15 protein-coding genes and 1 pseudogene are annotated in these 13,882 nt (G+C 59.1%); 8 read left to right on the top strand and 8 right to left on the bottom strand.

The features are described from left to right. Positions 1-55: 55 nt before the first annotated feature. Positions 56-664 (bottom strand): hypothetical protein, encoded by a 609-nt coding sequence (locus tag ACP7C6_RS14020; RefSeq protein ID WP_028619434.1) that lies wholly within the window; start codon positions 662-664, stop codon positions 56-58. A gap of 195 nt (positions 665-859) precedes the next feature. On the opposite strand from ACP7C6_RS14020, the gene ACP7C6_RS14015 reads away from it, so the two are divergent. Continuing rightward, entirely contained in the window at positions 860-1,549 is a 690-nt protein-coding gene (locus ACP7C6_RS14015) for an MlaA family lipoprotein (protein WP_028619435.1), read from the top strand. Positions 1,550-1,609: 60 nt separating this feature from the next. Here the strand turns inward: ACP7C6_RS14015 and ACP7C6_RS14010 are convergent, their stop codons facing one another. Beyond that, positions 1,610-1,906: a PilZ domain-containing protein gene (locus ACP7C6_RS14010; protein WP_028619436.1), complete on the bottom strand. Its 297-nt coding sequence runs from the start codon at positions 1,904-1,906 to the stop codon at positions 1,610-1,612. Positions 1,907-2,182: 276 nt separating this feature from the next. On the opposite strand from ACP7C6_RS14010, the gene rssB reads away from it, so the two are divergent. Both rssB and rssC read left to right on the top strand, forming a co-directional pair. After that, positions 2,183-3,364, top strand: a complete 1,182-nt coding sequence (gene rssB, locus ACP7C6_RS14005; protein ID WP_016975286.1) for a two-component system response regulator RssB — start codon at positions 2,183-2,185, stop codon at positions 3,362-3,364. After that, a complete protein-coding gene (rssC, locus tag ACP7C6_RS14000; RefSeq protein WP_003172602.1) occupies positions 3,364-3,846 on the top strand; it encodes an anti-sigma factor antagonist RssC in 483 nt (160 codons plus the stop codon). The genes rssB and rssC overlap by 1 nt, the downstream gene beginning before the upstream one ends. Before the next feature lie 110 nt (positions 3,847-3,956). Here rssC and tal read toward each other — a convergent pair whose 3' ends face one another. Beyond that, positions 3,957-4,883: a transaldolase gene (gene tal, locus ACP7C6_RS13995; protein WP_016975287.1), complete on the bottom strand. Its 927-nt coding sequence runs from the start codon at positions 4,881-4,883 to the stop codon at positions 3,957-3,959. Between the two features lie 386 nt (positions 4,884-5,269). Between tal and ACP7C6_RS13990 the strand changes: the two genes are divergently transcribed. Then, a complete protein-coding gene (locus tag ACP7C6_RS13990; RefSeq protein ID WP_426108903.1) occupies positions 5,270-5,938 on the top strand; it encodes a class I SAM-dependent methyltransferase in 669 nt (222 codons plus the stop codon). A gap of 116 nt (positions 5,939-6,054) precedes the next feature. On the opposite strand, the gene dusA is transcribed toward ACP7C6_RS13990, so the two are convergent. From dusA to ACP7C6_RS13975, 3 genes and pseudogenes are all read right to left on the bottom strand, one after another. Then, complete coding sequence (gene dusA, locus ACP7C6_RS13985) at positions 6,055-7,041, bottom strand: tRNA dihydrouridine(20/20a) synthase DusA (RefSeq protein ID WP_426108902.1); 987 nt, start codon at positions 7,039-7,041, stop codon at positions 6,055-6,057. An 83-nt stretch (positions 7,042-7,124) separates the two neighbouring features. Further along, positions 7,125-7,408, bottom strand: a pseudogene (locus ACP7C6_RS13980) (type II toxin-antitoxin system RelE/ParE family toxin). Then, positions 7,398-7,640 carry a CopG family ribbon-helix-helix protein gene (locus tag ACP7C6_RS13975; RefSeq protein ID WP_028619439.1) on the bottom strand — a complete coding sequence of 81 codons (243 nt, stop codon included), beginning with the start codon at positions 7,638-7,640 and terminating at the stop codon, positions 7,398-7,400. Before ACP7C6_RS13975 ends, ACP7C6_RS13980 begins: the two are co-directional and overlap by 11 nt. 287 nt (positions 7,641-7,927) lie before the next feature. Between ACP7C6_RS13975 and ACP7C6_RS13970 the strand changes: the two genes are divergently transcribed. Together ACP7C6_RS13970 and ACP7C6_RS13965 are read left to right on the top strand one after the other, a co-directional pair. Beyond that, on the top strand, positions 7,928-8,218 hold the full coding sequence (locus ACP7C6_RS13970) for a DUF6124 family protein (protein ID WP_028619440.1): 291 nt from the start codon (positions 7,928-7,930) through the stop codon (positions 8,216-8,218). A gap of 145 nt (positions 8,219-8,363) precedes the next feature. Then, positions 8,364-8,585 carry a hypothetical protein gene (locus ACP7C6_RS13965; RefSeq protein ID WP_058424535.1) on the top strand — a complete coding sequence of 74 codons (222 nt, stop codon included), beginning with the start codon at positions 8,364-8,366 and terminating at the stop codon, positions 8,583-8,585. 94 nt (positions 8,586-8,679) lie between these two features. On the opposite strand, the gene ACP7C6_RS13960 is transcribed toward ACP7C6_RS13965, so the two are convergent. Beyond that, a complete protein-coding gene (locus ACP7C6_RS13960) occupies positions 8,680-9,867 on the bottom strand; it encodes an MFS transporter (protein ID WP_028619441.1) in 1,188 nt (395 codons plus the stop codon). A 482-nt stretch (positions 9,868-10,349) separates the two neighbouring features. On the opposite strand from ACP7C6_RS13960, the gene mqo reads away from it, so the two are divergent. Beyond that, a complete protein-coding gene (mqo, locus tag ACP7C6_RS13955; protein WP_068936096.1) occupies positions 10,350-11,996 on the top strand; it encodes a malate dehydrogenase (quinone) in 1,647 nt (548 codons plus the stop codon). A 65-nt stretch (positions 11,997-12,061) separates the two neighbouring features. On the opposite strand, the gene ACP7C6_RS13950 is transcribed toward mqo, so the two are convergent. Further along, positions 12,062-12,733, bottom strand: coding sequence for an NADPH-dependent F420 reductase (locus ACP7C6_RS13950; RefSeq protein ID WP_028619443.1), 672 nt, complete (start codon positions 12,731-12,733; stop codon positions 12,062-12,064). A 99-nt stretch (positions 12,734-12,832) separates the two neighbouring features. Between ACP7C6_RS13950 and ACP7C6_RS13945 the strand changes: the two genes are divergently transcribed. Next, positions 12,833-13,729, top strand: coding sequence for a LysR family transcriptional regulator (locus ACP7C6_RS13945; RefSeq protein ID WP_122686613.1), 897 nt, complete (start codon positions 12,833-12,835; stop codon positions 13,727-13,729). The last annotated feature ends 153 nt before the right edge of the window (positions 13,730-13,882 follow it).

The raw sequence follows: 13,882 nt of genomic DNA, 5'->3' as shown, positions 1-13,882 counted from the left end.
GTCTACGGGCTGACCTGTAGATTAATCCACTGGCGTCGACTGTGCATGATCCGTGTCAGGGCTTCTCGCCTTTGAGCTGGCGTAGGCTGATGTCGGCCAGGCAGGTGCCGAGTTCGCCCAGGTGATCGATCACCGAGTGCACGCCCAGCCCGTACAGCGCGAGGGTGGCCTTGCCGCGCTTGAGCTCGCGCTCCTGTTCGCTCAGTGCCTGCCATTGTTCGGGCGCCATGCCGCACAGCGAGCCGCAGGAGGCCAGCCCGATGGTCCATAAACCGGCATTGAGCCCGGATTGCAGCAGGCGCGGTTCCCCACTGACCAAGACGCAGCCTTCCAGGCGTTCGATGTTGAGTTCCATCAAGGCTTGCCAGCAGGCGTGGGGCGCGGGCCAGCGAATCGAGGAGGGTGATGTCGCCTTGACCCACGCAGGCAGGGTGGCGGCCAGCGGGGTGGTGACGGCGGGGGGGAGTTCATCCAGCCAGGCGCAAGGGACGCCTTGGTCTTGGAGGCTGCGCAGGATTTTCAGCGCGCCCGGTGTGGCTTGGGAGTCCGGTGAGGGTGAGTCGGTGCGGGCACGGGAACCGAAGTCCACCAGGCAACCACTCAGGCCAAACAGAACGGCAGTCAACGCAGGAGCGCTGGCGATGGCTATCTCGGCGTGAGGCATGTCGACATCCCTGAAATAGCGCCAACGCTATCGGGTCAGGATGACAAGTCGATGACAGGATTGTTAGTTGTAGGAATTTTGTCCATTTTTGGTCGGACGTTTGCTAGTTACTGCCTAATTGGCGACTTCCGTCATATACTGACAGCCTTATTCAGGGCATAGCGCCCATGACAGACCATTCAAGGAGCAAAAGCTATGCGCTGGAGCCACTACTTCGCTCAGCTGTCGGTGTGTGCCACTGTCCTGCTGGCGCCTTTCGTCGCACAGGCTGCATCGGAAGACGATCCATGGGAAAGCGTCAACCGCCCGATCTTCACCTTCAACGACACCGTTGATACCTATGCCCTCAAGCCACTGGCCCAGGGTTATCAGTTCGTGACCCCGCAATTCGTTCAGGATGGCGTTCACAACTTCTTCCGTAACATCGGTGATGTGGGCAACCTGGCCAACAATGTGCTGCAGCTCAAGCCCGAAAAGGCTGGTGTAGACACGGCCCGTTTGCTGGTCAACACCACGTTCGGCGTGCTGGGCTTTATCGATGTCGGCACCAAAATGGGGCTGCAGCGCAGCGATGAAGACTTCGGCCAGACCCTCGGCTACTGGGGCGTAGGCAGCGGTCCGTACGTAATGCTGCCTTTGCTGGGCCCGAGCACTTTGCGTGATGCGCCGTCCAAGTACGTGGACAGCTACACCCAACCGTACCGCTACATGAACGACATCGGCTGGCGCAACAGCACCTTCGGCCTGAATATCGTTGACACCCGTGCCAGCCTGCTCGACAGCGAGAAGCTGATCACCGGTGACAAGTACACCTTCATTCGTAACGCTTACCTGCAGAACCGCGAGTTCAAGGTCAAGGACGGCAAGGTCGTCGACGACTTTTAAGCTGTGACGTTTTGAAATGAAAAAGGCGACCCTTGCGGTCGCCTTTTTTGTGCGCGGTTTTCAGCGCATTTTCAGGATCTTGAGGCCCAGGTGCTGGTCGTCACCGCTGGTTTTGGTCCATACCACCTCGGTATCCGCCTCCAGACCCTTGAGCGCCGCGTGCTCCGAATCGATGCGCACCGTCAACCGGTCGCCAACGTTGAACTGGCGCGGCGCCTGCACTTGCATGCCGGAGCTGGAAAGGTCCACGCAAACCCCGGCAATCTCTTGCCCTGCATGGATCAGCGACACATCGGCATCCACACGCATGCGGATGAAATCGCGTTTTTCGGCGTAGTCGCGCTCGTGTTCGCTCATGGGCTCCATCCTTACTTTGTGTTGTGGTCGTGCCTGTTCTTATAACTCCCGGTGATTTGCGGTGTAAAGACGCCCGGCGACCATCGGCATGAGCTTGAAACCCCTGACGGATGGGAGTACCGTCTGCGCCTTAGAAGGGCACCTCTGCTTTACCGTTGTGCATGGGAAAAATCCCTATGCTTTGTAGGACAGAGAGGCTAGAAAGCGAATCCAGTAAGTGAGCCCGGCCATTGTCGCGCCACCTACGCCAACCTAATTCTGGCGCCGTTTGCCCACATGCAAAAAACCAGTGCCACGCTGCTGATAATCGATGACGACGAAGTAGTGCGCGCGAGCCTCGCGGCCTATTTGGAAGACAGTGGCTTCAGCGTCCTGCAGGCCAGCAATGGCCAACAGGGTCTCCAGGTATTCGAGCGCGACCAGCCCGACCTTGTGATCTGCGACCTGCGCATGCCCCAGATGGGCGGCCTGGAGCTGATTCGCCAGGTGACTGAACTCGCCCCGCAGACGCCGGTGATTGTCGTGTCGGGCGCCGGGGTGATGAACGATGCCGTCGAAGCGCTGCGCCTAGGTGCCGCCGACTATCTGATCAAACCCCTGGAAGACCTGGCGGTGCTGGAGCACTCGGTGCGCCGTGCCCTGGATCGTGCACGCCTGCTGGTGGAAAACCAGCGCTACCGTGAAAAGCTCGAAACCGCCAACCGCGAACTCGAAGCCAGCCTTAACCTGCTCCAGGAAGACCAGAACGCCGGTCGCCAGGTGCAGATGAACATGTTGCCGGTCAGCCCCTGGACCATCGACGACTTCCAGTTTGCCCACCAGATCATCCCGTCGCTGTACTTGTCGGGTGATTTTGTCGACTATTTCCGCGTGGATGAGCGACGTGTGGCGTTCTACCTGGCCGACGTCTCCGGCCACGGTGCTTCCTCTGCTTTTGTTACCGTGTTGTTGAAGTTCATGACTACACGGCTGCTGTTCGAATCCAAGCGCAATGGCACCTTGCCGGAGTTTACCCCCTCCGAGGTGTTGGGCCACATCAACCGGGGCCTGATCAGCTGCAAGCTGGGCAAGCACGTGACGATGGTCGGCGGCGTGATTGATGAAGAAACCGGTCTTTTGACCTACAGCATCGGCGGTCACCTGCCGATGCCGGTTTTATACACTCCAGACAGTGTGCGTTACCTGGAAGGCCGTGGTCTGCCGGTAGGCTTGTTCAATGAAGCCACCTACGAAGACCATATCCTGGAGCTGCCGCCGACGTTCAGCCTCACGCTGATGTCAGACGGCATCCTGGACCTGCTTCCAGAGCCTACACTCAAAGAAAAAGAAGCCGCCTTGCCCCAAAAGGTCAAGTCGGCGGGCGGCAGCCTGGATGGCCTGCGGCAGGTTTTTGGATTGGCCACGCTAGGGGAGATGCCGGATGATATCGCCCTATTGGTGTTGAGCAGGAATCTTTGATGAGTACCGGAAGAATCCAATTCGCCGAGCAAGACGGGACCTTCGTCCTGAAATTTGTCGGTGAAGTGCGCCTGACCTTGTGTTCGGCGCTGGATGCGACGATTGAGCGGATCTTCACAGCGCTGAACTTCTCGGCGATCGTGATCGATCTGACCGAAACCCGCAGCATCGATAGCACCACCTTGGGCCTGTTGGCCAAGTTGTCCATTCTGTCTCGGCAGAAGGTTGGCCTGTTGCCGACGGTGGTCACCACCCACGAAGACATCACCCGTCTGTTGCAGTCCATGGGCTTCGACCAGGTGTTCAACATCGTTGACCGCCCGATTCCGTGCCCGGAATGCCTGACCGACCTGCCTTCGCAAGACCAGTCCGAAGAAGTCGTTCGGGTCAAGGTGCTGGAAGCGCACAAGATCCTGATGGGCCTCAACGAGTCCAACCGCGAAGCCTTCCACGACCTCGTCAACGCCCTCGAACGCCACTGACGAACCACTCCCCTATGTAGAAGCTGGCTTGCCAGCGACGGCGTCAGTCCAGGTAACATAAAAAAGGGCGGAACCCTCACAGGTTCCGCCCTTTTTGCAGTCGCTGCCTTTTACAGCTTGGCTGTCAGCAACGCCTCCAGCTTCTCTTGGTCGCGAGCAAACTGACGAATCCCTTCCGCCAGCTTCTCAGTCGCCATCGCGTCCTCGTTGGACTCCCAGCGGAACTGCGCTTCAGTCAGGTGCACGCGGGCTTCACCGGCATGGCCTGGCGACAGCTTGCGCTCCAGCTTGCCTTCATCCGCTGCCAGCTTCTCCAGCAGGTCCGGGCTGATGGTCAGGCGATCACAGCCCGCTAGCTCTTCGATCTGGCTCAGGTTACGGAAGCTCGCCCCCATCACCACGGTCTTGTAGCCATTGGCCTTGTAGTAGTTGTAGATGCGCGTCACCGACTGCACGCCCGGATCTTCAGCACCGGTGTAGTCGTTGCCGTTGGCCTTCTTGTACCAATCGTAGATACGGCCCACGAACGGCGAGATCAGGAACACGCCAGCTTCTGCACAGGCCACAGCCTGGGCGAAGGAGAACAGCAAGGTCAGGTTGGTCTGGATACCTTCTTTTTCCAGCTTCTCGGCAGCGCGGATACCTTCCCAGGTGGAAGCGATCTTGATCAGCACGCGATCACGGCCAACGCCGGCTTTGTCGTACAGCTCGATCAGGCGGTGTGCGCGCTTGAGAATAGCGGCTTCGTCGAACGAAAGGCGGGCATCTACCTCGGTGGAGATACGGCCTGGCACCACTTTGAGAATCTCTTGACCCACCGCCACCGCAAAACGGTCGCTGGCCAGGCCCACGTCACCGTTGCAGTCTTGCACGGCCTCATCCAGCAGCTTGGCATAGCCCGGAATCGACGCAGCCTTGAGCAGCAGGGAAGGGTTGGTGGTGGCGTCTTGTGGCTTGAGCTTGGCGAGGGTGGAAAAATCGCCGGTATCGGCAACGACAGTGGTGAATTGCTTGAGTTGTTCCAGCTTGGAAGTCATGGGCGTGCTCTGTCCTGTGGGTCTGATGACATTACCCGAGCGCTGGCAGGCGCTCAAGGGCGCAAATGCGTTCGATCGTTTGCGAGGGCAACAACCTGAAAACAGTCGTTTGAATGGCGGGCCTTGCTATTAAATAGGAGGGCGAAATCGGTGGCAGGTTCAACTCAATTGCCCTGCGCCCACCCGGCGACGATAGCGGCACCCTTGTGAGCGGATTTGAAAATATCCTTGCTGGGATTGGACATTTCTTGTCGCGATTCAAGGACATCTCTATTCTGACCTGATACTCATGTCTGCATGATGATGCATCCTCCGTCCAGGGCCGGGCGCCAGGGTATGTTCCAATACAGCCTCTCACCTAGCCTCTCGCAGTAATCAGGGAAAACATGCTAACTATCCAAGAGCTCAATGACTTCACCGGCAACCCGGAATTGACTAACAGCATCGCGCAGGTCTGGGAGTTGATTGGCCAGCATTTTGAACAGGCCCAGGCCAATTTGGCGCCTGAGCATGCAATGGTGCGTACTGAGTTGTCGTTCCATGAACATGTACGCCTATTAGGCTACCTGTCTCTTCTGATTGCCGAGCTGCCAGGCGATGTGGTGGAAATTGGCGTGTGGAAGGGCAAGTCGTTGATGCTGATGAACGAAGTGTGCAACTGCGAGCGTCGTATTATCGGGATCGACCCGTTTGAGCTGCCCAACCAATTCGAAGAGTTCAGCCACTACAAGGAATTGATGCTGCCCAATGCAGAGGTGATCCGCGGCTTTTCGGAGCTGAGTGCCGAGCGTTTCTACAACCTTTCGCCCAAGGTTGCGCTGTTGCATATCGACGGTGGCCACGCCGCGCGCAACGTGTTGCTGGACTTCCTGCTGTATTCGCCGAGCGTGGTGCCGGGCGGCTTCATCGTGTTGGACGATTACCGCGACTTCAAGCACTCGCCTGAAGTGGGCCCTGCAGTCGACCTGCTCAGGGCCGCAGGTTTCTTTCAGGGCTTCAATATATTGGGCAGCGTTCATGGCTTTGAGAACAGTTATGTTCTACAACGCATGTAAGCGTAGCTGGCAAGTACGTGGACTGGTGCACTGACTACTGGGGTTGTAAGGGTAGCGGGGGCTAATTCCAGTAGCGCCCGGTGTCGGGGGCGTTTCGCGAAACCCAAGCCACTTCGTCACCGCCCGTCCAGCAAAGCCCCCGCCTGATCCAGTAAGGCCAGCGGATCACTCGCTTTATGAATATCTACCGACAACAACTGCCGGAACTTGCGCGCCCCTGGAAAACCAGTGCCCAGCCCAAGAATATGCCGAGTGATATGGTGCATTGAGCCACCGCTCGCCAAATGCTCAGCAATATATGGCCGCAACTGCACCAACGCCTCCGCCCGACTGATCACCGGCGCCTCACTGCCAAACAACTGCTGATCCACCTCCGCCAGCAAATACGGATTGTGATAAGCCTCCCGCCCCAACATCACCCCATCAAACGTCTGCAAATGCTCATGGCACTGCTCCAGCGTCTTGATCCCGCCGTTGAGAATGAACTCCAGCTCAGGGAAATCTCGCTTCAACTGCGCCGCGACGTCGTAACGCAACGGCGGAATGTCGCGGTTCTCCTTCGGCGACAACCCCTCCAGAATCGCAATCCGCGCGTGCACGGTGAAACTGGTGCAGCCTGCGTCCTTCACCGTCCCGACGAAATCACACAACTCGGCGTAGCTGTCCCGGCCATTGATGCCGATACGGTGCTTTACCGTTACCGGAATCGATACCGCGTCACGCATGGCCTTCACACAATCGGCAACCAGGGCTGGGTGCGCCATCAGGATTGCGCCGATCATGTTGTTTTGTACGCGGTCGCTTGGGCAGCCGACGTTCAGGTTTACTTCGTCGTAACCGGCGGTTTCGGCCATGCGGGCGCAAGCCGCCAAATCAGCCGGAACACTACCGCCTAACTGAAGGGCCAGCGGGTGCTCGGCTTCGTTGTGACGCAGGAAACGGTCATGGTCGCCGTGCAGGATTGCGCCGGTGGTGACCATCTCGGTGTAGAGCAGGGCGTGTTTGGAGAGCAGGCGCAGGAAGAACCGGCAGTGGCGGTCGGTCCAGTCCATCATCGGTGCGACGGAGAAGCGGCGGGAGAGTGGGGCGGTTTGTAGGGGCATTGGGGGATCTGAGTCAGCGGGGCGAATGGGGCGCAGTTTATCAGGGAAGCATCTTGGCTGTCTGAGAGCTCTGTTTCATGCATTCACCACTTTGAACGTGGACGCTGCCGTGTATGGAATACGCCGAGGATTTGCAGGCGATCACCGCGTACCCGATACGGAATCAGATATGACCAATTGGGTACTGCCCATTCTTGGGTGTTTTTGACCCGGCCTCACGACCCATAGAGAGAAATTGAGCCAGTTTGTCGACGCTGGCGAAAATGGCATCGGAGAAGTCGTCAGCGGCCGTTGGATTTTCGAGAGCGATATAGTTCGCTTCGTCTTCCAGATGTTTGAGCGCTTTTTCAAGCCACTCAACCCGCATTCCGACTCCAGCGTCTAGCACGCATGGCTGCCACTTGGTCGTCGGTGGCAAATTTGCCTTGGTCGGCTTCTTTCACTGCCAACTCGATCTGAGCGGTCAGGGTTTTTTCATGCTCGATGTAGTCGCGAAGAACGTCCATCGCCAGGTAGGTCGCAGTCTGGCCGTTGCTTTTGGCCAAGTCGGCAAGAGAGTTGGGCAGGTCTTCCGGCAGGTTTAGGGAGATTCCAGTCATGGCGATCTCGGTGGTGGATGGTTGTGGGCATCTTACACTGTGGATCGTTGGCTTGAATCAGCAGGTCGTCGCGAGTTGTATCCAGAGCTATTAACCTCAATTCAGAGCATCGTGGTTTATCGATTTGGTCTGAGGGCATTCGGGAAAAACTTCCTACTCTTCTTTCGGCTTGCCCCTCAGACCACCCATCGCTAACCTCCGCAAGCCGCTGTAAACCCGGCGGTCGGAGGTGGAAGTCCGTATTGCTAAGGCGTTTTTAACTCCCAGAAATATTTGGAGCTTCGCCCATGCCTAACAAATCACACAATCCTTATGTCGATCAAAACAGTGCGCCCGCCGAACACCCAACCGGCAACTTGTTCCTGGTCAGCCCCAACATCGACACCGAAACCCTCCTGGCCAACGCCGCCGAAAACCTCGCATCCGCGAACCAAATGGCCGCCAATCTGGCCTTCGACCTCGAAGACCCGCACCGCGCCATTGTCCTGGGCATCCAACAACTCATCGATCTAAGTGCTCTACTCATCGACCGAGCCCAGGAACACGTCGCACCTGCCGCCTGCAAGGCCACCGCCTGACACCCAACCCCGCCGTCTTACCCCAAGGGGCAACCTGAACCCATCCTGTCACGCCGCAAAGTTTCATCATTCCCGGCGCTTTTGAGGTCTACGATCCTCTTCAAGAGAGGACCTCCGCGCCTCCATTCCACAGGGAACTGAAACCATGATTTCGAACCTCGTTAAAGTCGTGATGGTTGCTGGTACGTTGCTGTTGGGCGCGTGTTCGACAGGGTCGGCCGGCGTGAGCAGTGACCCTTGTTTTTCAGGCGGATGCCAGGCGTTTGGGGACCATAGCCCCAGCAAAGCCGCCAAGATGAATTTCGGCGGCAGTGGGCTGGGAAGTAGTTATGGGGAGTATGGGTCAGGGCTGTTGCATGATGATTGATGGGGTGGTGGGGCAGTCACTGGGGTGGTGACTGACCCATTGCTATCGGCGGCAAGCCCCTCCCACATTGGAACTGAGGTTGGGGCGGGAAATGTCAGTGGCCGCCCTTCATGCGCCGGGCGATCAGGTAGATGCCCAGGCCGACCAACGCGGTAGCGGCGCCAATGTAGCCGGTGCTCGTCCACCCATACCCCGCCGTAATCGCCATCCCACCCAACCACGGGCCCAGCGCATTTGCCAGGTTAAACGCCGCATGGTTGGAAGCCGCCGCTAAACTCGGCGCTTCATGGGCAATATCCATCAGGCGGATTTGCAGCGGCGCAGCCATGGCAATCATGGTGCCGACCAGGCCAATGCCCAGCAGCACGCTCCACAGTGAGCTGGCAGCGAAGGTGAAGAAGATCAGCACGGCCATCGACCACACCATAATCCAGCCAACCGCCCGAAATTGCAGGCGGTCAAACAGCTTGCCGCCCGCAATGTTGCCGATAATCCCGCCGACACCGAACGCCGCCAGACCAAACGGAATCCACTGCGGCGACACTTTGGTCACTTCCAGCATGGTCGGCGCCAAATAGCTGAACACGCAGAACATCCCGGCAAAGCCAATGGCGCCGATGGACAGCGCCATCCACACCTGCGGTTTGGTGAACGCACGCAATTCCTTGCGTGGGTCGCTGCGCGGTTCGTCGCGGCGATCCGGCACGAACTGCCAGACTAGGGCAATGGTGCACAGGGCAATCACGCTGACCAGTGCAAACGCCGAGCGCCAGCCCAAGTGTTGGCCGAGGAAGGTGGCGATGGGGTTGCCGAGCAGCATGGCCAGGGTCAGGCCCATCATCACGCGGGCTACGGCGCCGGCGCGTTTGTCGTTGGGCACCATGCTGGAGGCGACCACGGCGGCGATGCCGAAGTAGGCGCCGTGGGGCAGGCCGCTGATGAAGCGGAAGGCCACCAGTGAGCCGAAGGTCGGGGTGAAGGCGGTGGCCAGGTTGCCCAAGGCGTACAGGCCCATCAGCAGCAACAACATGTGTTTGCGTAGCAGCTTGGCGCCAAGAATGGCCAGCAGTGGCGCGCCCACCATCACGCCCAGGGCGTAGGCGCTGATGGCGTGGCCGACCTGAGGCTCACTGAGGTTCAGGTTCTGCGCGATGTCGGGCATCAGCCCCATGATGGCAAATTCGCCAGTACCGATTGCGAAGGCGCCCACGGCCATGGCCGCTTCCATTTTGGCGGCGCTGCGCGCAGGCAGCACGTGCCCGGGTGTTTGCTGGATAGTCATGGGTAACTCTATTGGGATGGATTGCACGAAGGAGAGCCGCCGATGCTACGCAAGCAGCGACAAAGGTGTCTAGAACAGCCTTTTGCGTGAGAGTTCCTGGCCTGTGACCCCACGTCGCGCCTGCCAGGCTTGACATCGACGTGTTAAAAGCCGCGATTTAGAGCTGTCAATTGGCCAAACGGCGCATAAACGCTGTTTGCCGTGATATTCTGCGCGCCGTCTTGGGCTAGTCTCTCTCTGGTGCGTACATCCGTATACGTCCCAGCGATTGGCTGTCGCCCAGGTAGCTGAAGCCAATAATGATAAGAAGTCAGCGCAGAAGGGACATAAAAGTGAGGTCGATACGTCGGCCTTGTGTGCCCACCCTGCGGTCCCCGAGTGAATGTGCAAACCCCGCGGTGCGTTGCCTGGCGCAGCGTGATGGAGGGTTGCCCATGATCAGGGACGGTAGGGCGGATGGCGTTTTATCATAGGTGCTACTGATGTTTAAAAAAGTAAACACTGCCCTGCTGGGGCTGGCTTTGTCGCTGGGGATCAGCTCCGTTCACGCGGAAGAGGCAAAGAAAGTCGATGTGCTGCTGATTGGCGGCGGCATCATGAGTGCGACCCTGGGTGTCTGGCTCAATGAGCTGGAGCCGGGCTGGTCGATGGAGATGGTCGAGCGCCTCGATGGCGTGGCCGAAGAAAGCTCCAACGGCTGGAACAACGCCGGTACTGGTCACTCGGCCCTGGCCGAGCTGAACTACACCCCGGAAGACAAGAACGGCAACGTTGAGATCCCGAAAGCGGTCGAGATCAACGAAGCGTTCCAGATTTCCCGTCAATTCTGGTCCTGGCAGGTCCGCCAGGGTGTGCTGAAGGACCCGCGTTCGTTCATCAACACCACACCGCACATGAGCTTCGTGTGGGGCGATGACAACATCAAGTTCCTGAAAAAACGCTACGAAGCCCTGAAGGCCAGCCCGCTGTTCGCTGGCATGCAGTACTCCGAAGACCCGGCGCAGATCGCCAAGTGGGTTCCGCTGATGATGGAAGGGCGTGACCCGAACCAGAAAATCGCGGCCACCTGGAGCCCGCTGGGGACCGACATGAACTTCGGCGAGATCACCCGCCAGTTCGTCGCTCACCTGCAGACCACGCCTAAGTTCGACCTGAAACTGTCGAGCGAAGTGCAGGACATCACCAAGAACGCCGACGGTTCGTGGCGTGTGAGCTACAAAAACCTGAAAGACGGCACCAAGACCGAAACCGACGCCAAGTTCGTGTTCATCGGCGCCGGCGGCGGTGCACTGCACCTGCTGCAGAAGTCGGGCATTCCTGAAGCCAAGGAATACGCTGGCTTCCCGGTAGGTGGTTCGTTCCTGGTGACCGATAACCCAACCGTTGCCGAGCAACACCTGGCCAAGGCCTACGGCAAGGCTTCGGTTGGCGCGCCACCGATGTCGGTTCCGCACCTGGACACCCGCGTGCTGGATGGTAAGCGCGTGATCCTGTTTGGCCCATTCGCGACCTTCTCGACCAAGTTCCTGAAAGAAGGCTCGTACCTGGACCTGCTGACCAGCACCACCACCCACAACATCTGGCCAATGACCAAAGTCGGTATTCGTGAATACCCACTGGTCGAGTACCTTGCCGGCCAACTGATGCTGTCGGACGACGACCGCTTCAAGGCGCTGCAAGAGTACTTCCCGAACGCCAAGCAATCCGACTGGCGCCTGTGGCAAGCCGGTCAGCGCGTGCAGATCATCAAGCGTGACGAGGAGCAGGGCGGTGTCCTGAAACTCGGCACTGAAGTGGTAAGCTCCGCCGACAACACCATCGCGGGCCTGTTGGGTGCATCGCCAGGCGCGTCCACCGCTGCCCCGATCATGCTGACCGTGCTGCAGAAAGTGTTCAAGGACAAGGTCGCGACCCCTGAGTGGCAGGCCAAGCTGCACCAGATCGTACCGAGCTACGGCACCAAGCTGAACGACAGCCCGGAAGCGGTTGCCAAGGAATGGGCCTACACCGCCGAAGTCCTGCAACTGCCTACGCCGCCTGTGATTCCGCAAATGGCTGCACCCCAGGCCACCGAGGCTGCCAAGCCCTCGGCTGAGCCGAGCAAGCCGGCGTCTGATCTGGCGCTGTAAGCCAGGCTGATGCACAAAGCCCGCTGAACCGGTAACGGTCAGCGGGCTTTTTTGTGGGGCGGTGTTTAAGCGCGGGTGTGTTCGCGGTCGACCGGCGGCAGTTCGACCGTACGCTCGGCCGCGGCCAGGGCCGCCTTCAGCCCGGGCTGGTCCAGCGGCACGCAATACGCGGGCTTGGCCCGCTCGAACCGCCAGCTTTCATCCAGGCTGCCGGCATCGACGGCGTCAAAGCCCAGCTCGTCGAGCAGGGTGATCACCTGCGCTTTGGCGACAGCGTCGTCGCCGGCCACCGGCAATGCGCGACGGTCAGGTGCGCCGTGGGGGCGAGCATGATCGGTAATGTCCGCGGCGAAAATCGCGTTGAACACTTTGATCACCTTTGAGTGGGTGAAGTGTTCGGCGAGCAGTCGGCTGGTGGTGGTTTCAAATCGATCCAGCGCGGGGAAATGACCGTCGCGCTCCGGGTAGTAGTTGTTGGCGTCGAGCAAGGTCTTGCCTGCCAGCCACTGCGCCGGGACTTTTCGGTAGTGTTCAAACGGAATCGCCACCAGCACCACGTCACCAAACTGTGCGGCATCTTCTGCGCTGCCCACTTTGACGCCGCGTATGCCACTTACCACGCTGCTCATGGTCTGCGGGCCGCGAGAGTTGCTCAACATCACTTCATGCCCGGCCGCCAGTGCCCGCTGTGCCACGGCGCGCCCGATAAAACCGGCTCCAATCACGCCAATCTTCATGGTCTTGCTCCTGATAAAGGGGGAAGCCGCTATGATGATTGGCAACCAAATGGCGATAAATAAGCACTATGGCGTGAGTGTTGTTACTGGGAGTAGGGAATGATGGACCGTCTATCGAGCATGAATGCCTTTGTGATCGCCGCCGAGTTGGGCTCCTACGCTCGCGCCGCCGAGCGTTTGCACATGTCGGCGCAAATGGTGGCCAAACACGTTGCCGCGCTGGAGCAGCGCCTCGGTGCGCGGTTACTCAATCGCACCACGCGCAGGCAGAGCCTCACGGAGTTGGGGAGCGCGTACTACGAACGTTGCAAACATATCCTTACGGAGGCCGAAGCTGCGGACTCGCTGGCGCAAATCATGAATGACACGCCGCGTGGCAAGCTGAAGATCACCGCGCCTGTGACCTTCGGTTCCTACAGCCTGATGCCACTGATTACTGCATTCCTGCGCGATAACCCGGACGTGGAAATCGACCTGCACCTGACGGATCGCTTCGTCGACCTGGTGGAAGAGGGCTATGAAGCAGCCTTCCGGATCGGTCCATTGGCGACCACCGGCCTGACAGCCCGGCCACTGGCGCCTTATCGCCTGGTGGTCTGTGCTTCGCCTGCGTACCTGGCTGCGCGGGGTACGCCGCAGGTGCCGGCAGACCTGGAACGTCACGAATGCCTGGGCTATGCCTTCTGGTCACGCCCGGCGGACCGCGAGTGGATGTTTCATCAAGGCTCGACGCTGTATAGCGTACAGGTGACCAGTCGTCTGCAGATCAACGAAAGCCGGGCATTGATGTCGGCGGCGCTGGACGGTTTTGGCATGGTTCTCGGCCCCCAGGATTTTTTGCGTACGGCAATGGCCCGCGGTGAGTTGGTGCAGGTGCTGCCGGACTTTGAGGCACCGAGCCGGCCAATGCATCTGGTCTACACCGCAAATCGGCAGCGCACCGCCAAGTTGCGGCGATTTGTCGAGGCAGTGCTGGCGCGTTTCGGTCCGGTTTGAGCATTCAAGTACCCGACGAGCCTTTCGTCTACCTCATGAACGCAACGCCCTCAGGTTCAGCAACCTGACAGACGCCACCTGTTAAAAATACTCCAGAGCCAAGCAGGAGCGAGGCTGCAACAAGGGGGCATTTTCTAGCGGTGCAGGTACTGG

The organism is Pseudomonas sp. TWR1-1-4 (genome assembly GCF_049897165.1).
GTDB lineage: Bacteria > Pseudomonadota > Gammaproteobacteria > Pseudomonadales > Pseudomonadaceae > Aquipseudomonas > Aquipseudomonas canadensis.
The sequence above is the reverse complement of the archived record's forward strand: the minus strand, read 5'-3'. Positions and strand labels throughout refer to the sequence as shown.

Bases quoted from the DNA above. Each gene is read 5' to 3' on its own strand.
- ACP7C6_RS14020 (WP_028619434.1), bottom strand. From the start codon at position 664: ATGCCTCACGCCGAGATAGCCATCGCCAGCGCTCCTGCGTTGACTGCC.
- ACP7C6_RS14015 (WP_028619435.1), top strand. From the start codon at position 860: ATGCGCTGGAGCCACTACTTCGCTCAGCTGTCGGTGTGTGCCACTGTC.
- ACP7C6_RS14010 (WP_028619436.1), bottom strand. From the start codon at position 1,906: ATGAGCGAACACGAGCGCGACTACGCCGAAAAACGCGATTTCATCCGC.
- rssB (WP_016975286.1), top strand. From the start codon at position 2,183: ATGCAAAAAACCAGTGCCACGCTGCTGATAATCGATGACGACGAAGTA.
- rssC (WP_003172602.1), top strand. From the start codon at position 3,364: ATGAGTACCGGAAGAATCCAATTCGCCGAGCAAGACGGGACCTTCGTC.
- tal (WP_016975287.1), bottom strand. From the start codon at position 4,883: ATGACTTCCAAGCTGGAACAACTCAAGCAATTCACCACTGTCGTTGCC.
- ACP7C6_RS13990 (WP_426108903.1), top strand. From the start codon at position 5,270: ATGCTAACTATCCAAGAGCTCAATGACTTCACCGGCAACCCGGAATTG.
- dusA (WP_426108902.1), bottom strand. From the start codon at position 7,041: ATGCCCCTACAAACCGCCCCACTCTCCCGCCGCTTCTCCGTCGCACCG.
- ACP7C6_RS13975 (WP_028619439.1), bottom strand. From the start codon at position 7,640: ATGACTGGAATCTCCCTAAACCTGCCGGAAGACCTGCCCAACTCTCTT.
- ACP7C6_RS13970 (WP_028619440.1), top strand. From the start codon at position 7,928: ATGCCTAACAAATCACACAATCCTTATGTCGATCAAAACAGTGCGCCC.
- ACP7C6_RS13965 (WP_058424535.1), top strand. From the start codon at position 8,364: ATGATTTCGAACCTCGTTAAAGTCGTGATGGTTGCTGGTACGTTGCTG.
- ACP7C6_RS13960 (WP_028619441.1), bottom strand. From the start codon at position 9,867: ATGACTATCCAGCAAACACCCGGGCACGTGCTGCCTGCGCGCAGCGCC.
- mqo (WP_068936096.1), top strand. From the start codon at position 10,350: ATGTTTAAAAAAGTAAACACTGCCCTGCTGGGGCTGGCTTTGTCGCTG.
- ACP7C6_RS13950 (WP_028619443.1), bottom strand. From the start codon at position 12,733: ATGAAGATTGGCGTGATTGGAGCCGGTTTTATCGGGCGCGCCGTGGCA.
- ACP7C6_RS13945 (WP_122686613.1), top strand. From the start codon at position 12,833: ATGATGGACCGTCTATCGAGCATGAATGCCTTTGTGATCGCCGCCGAG.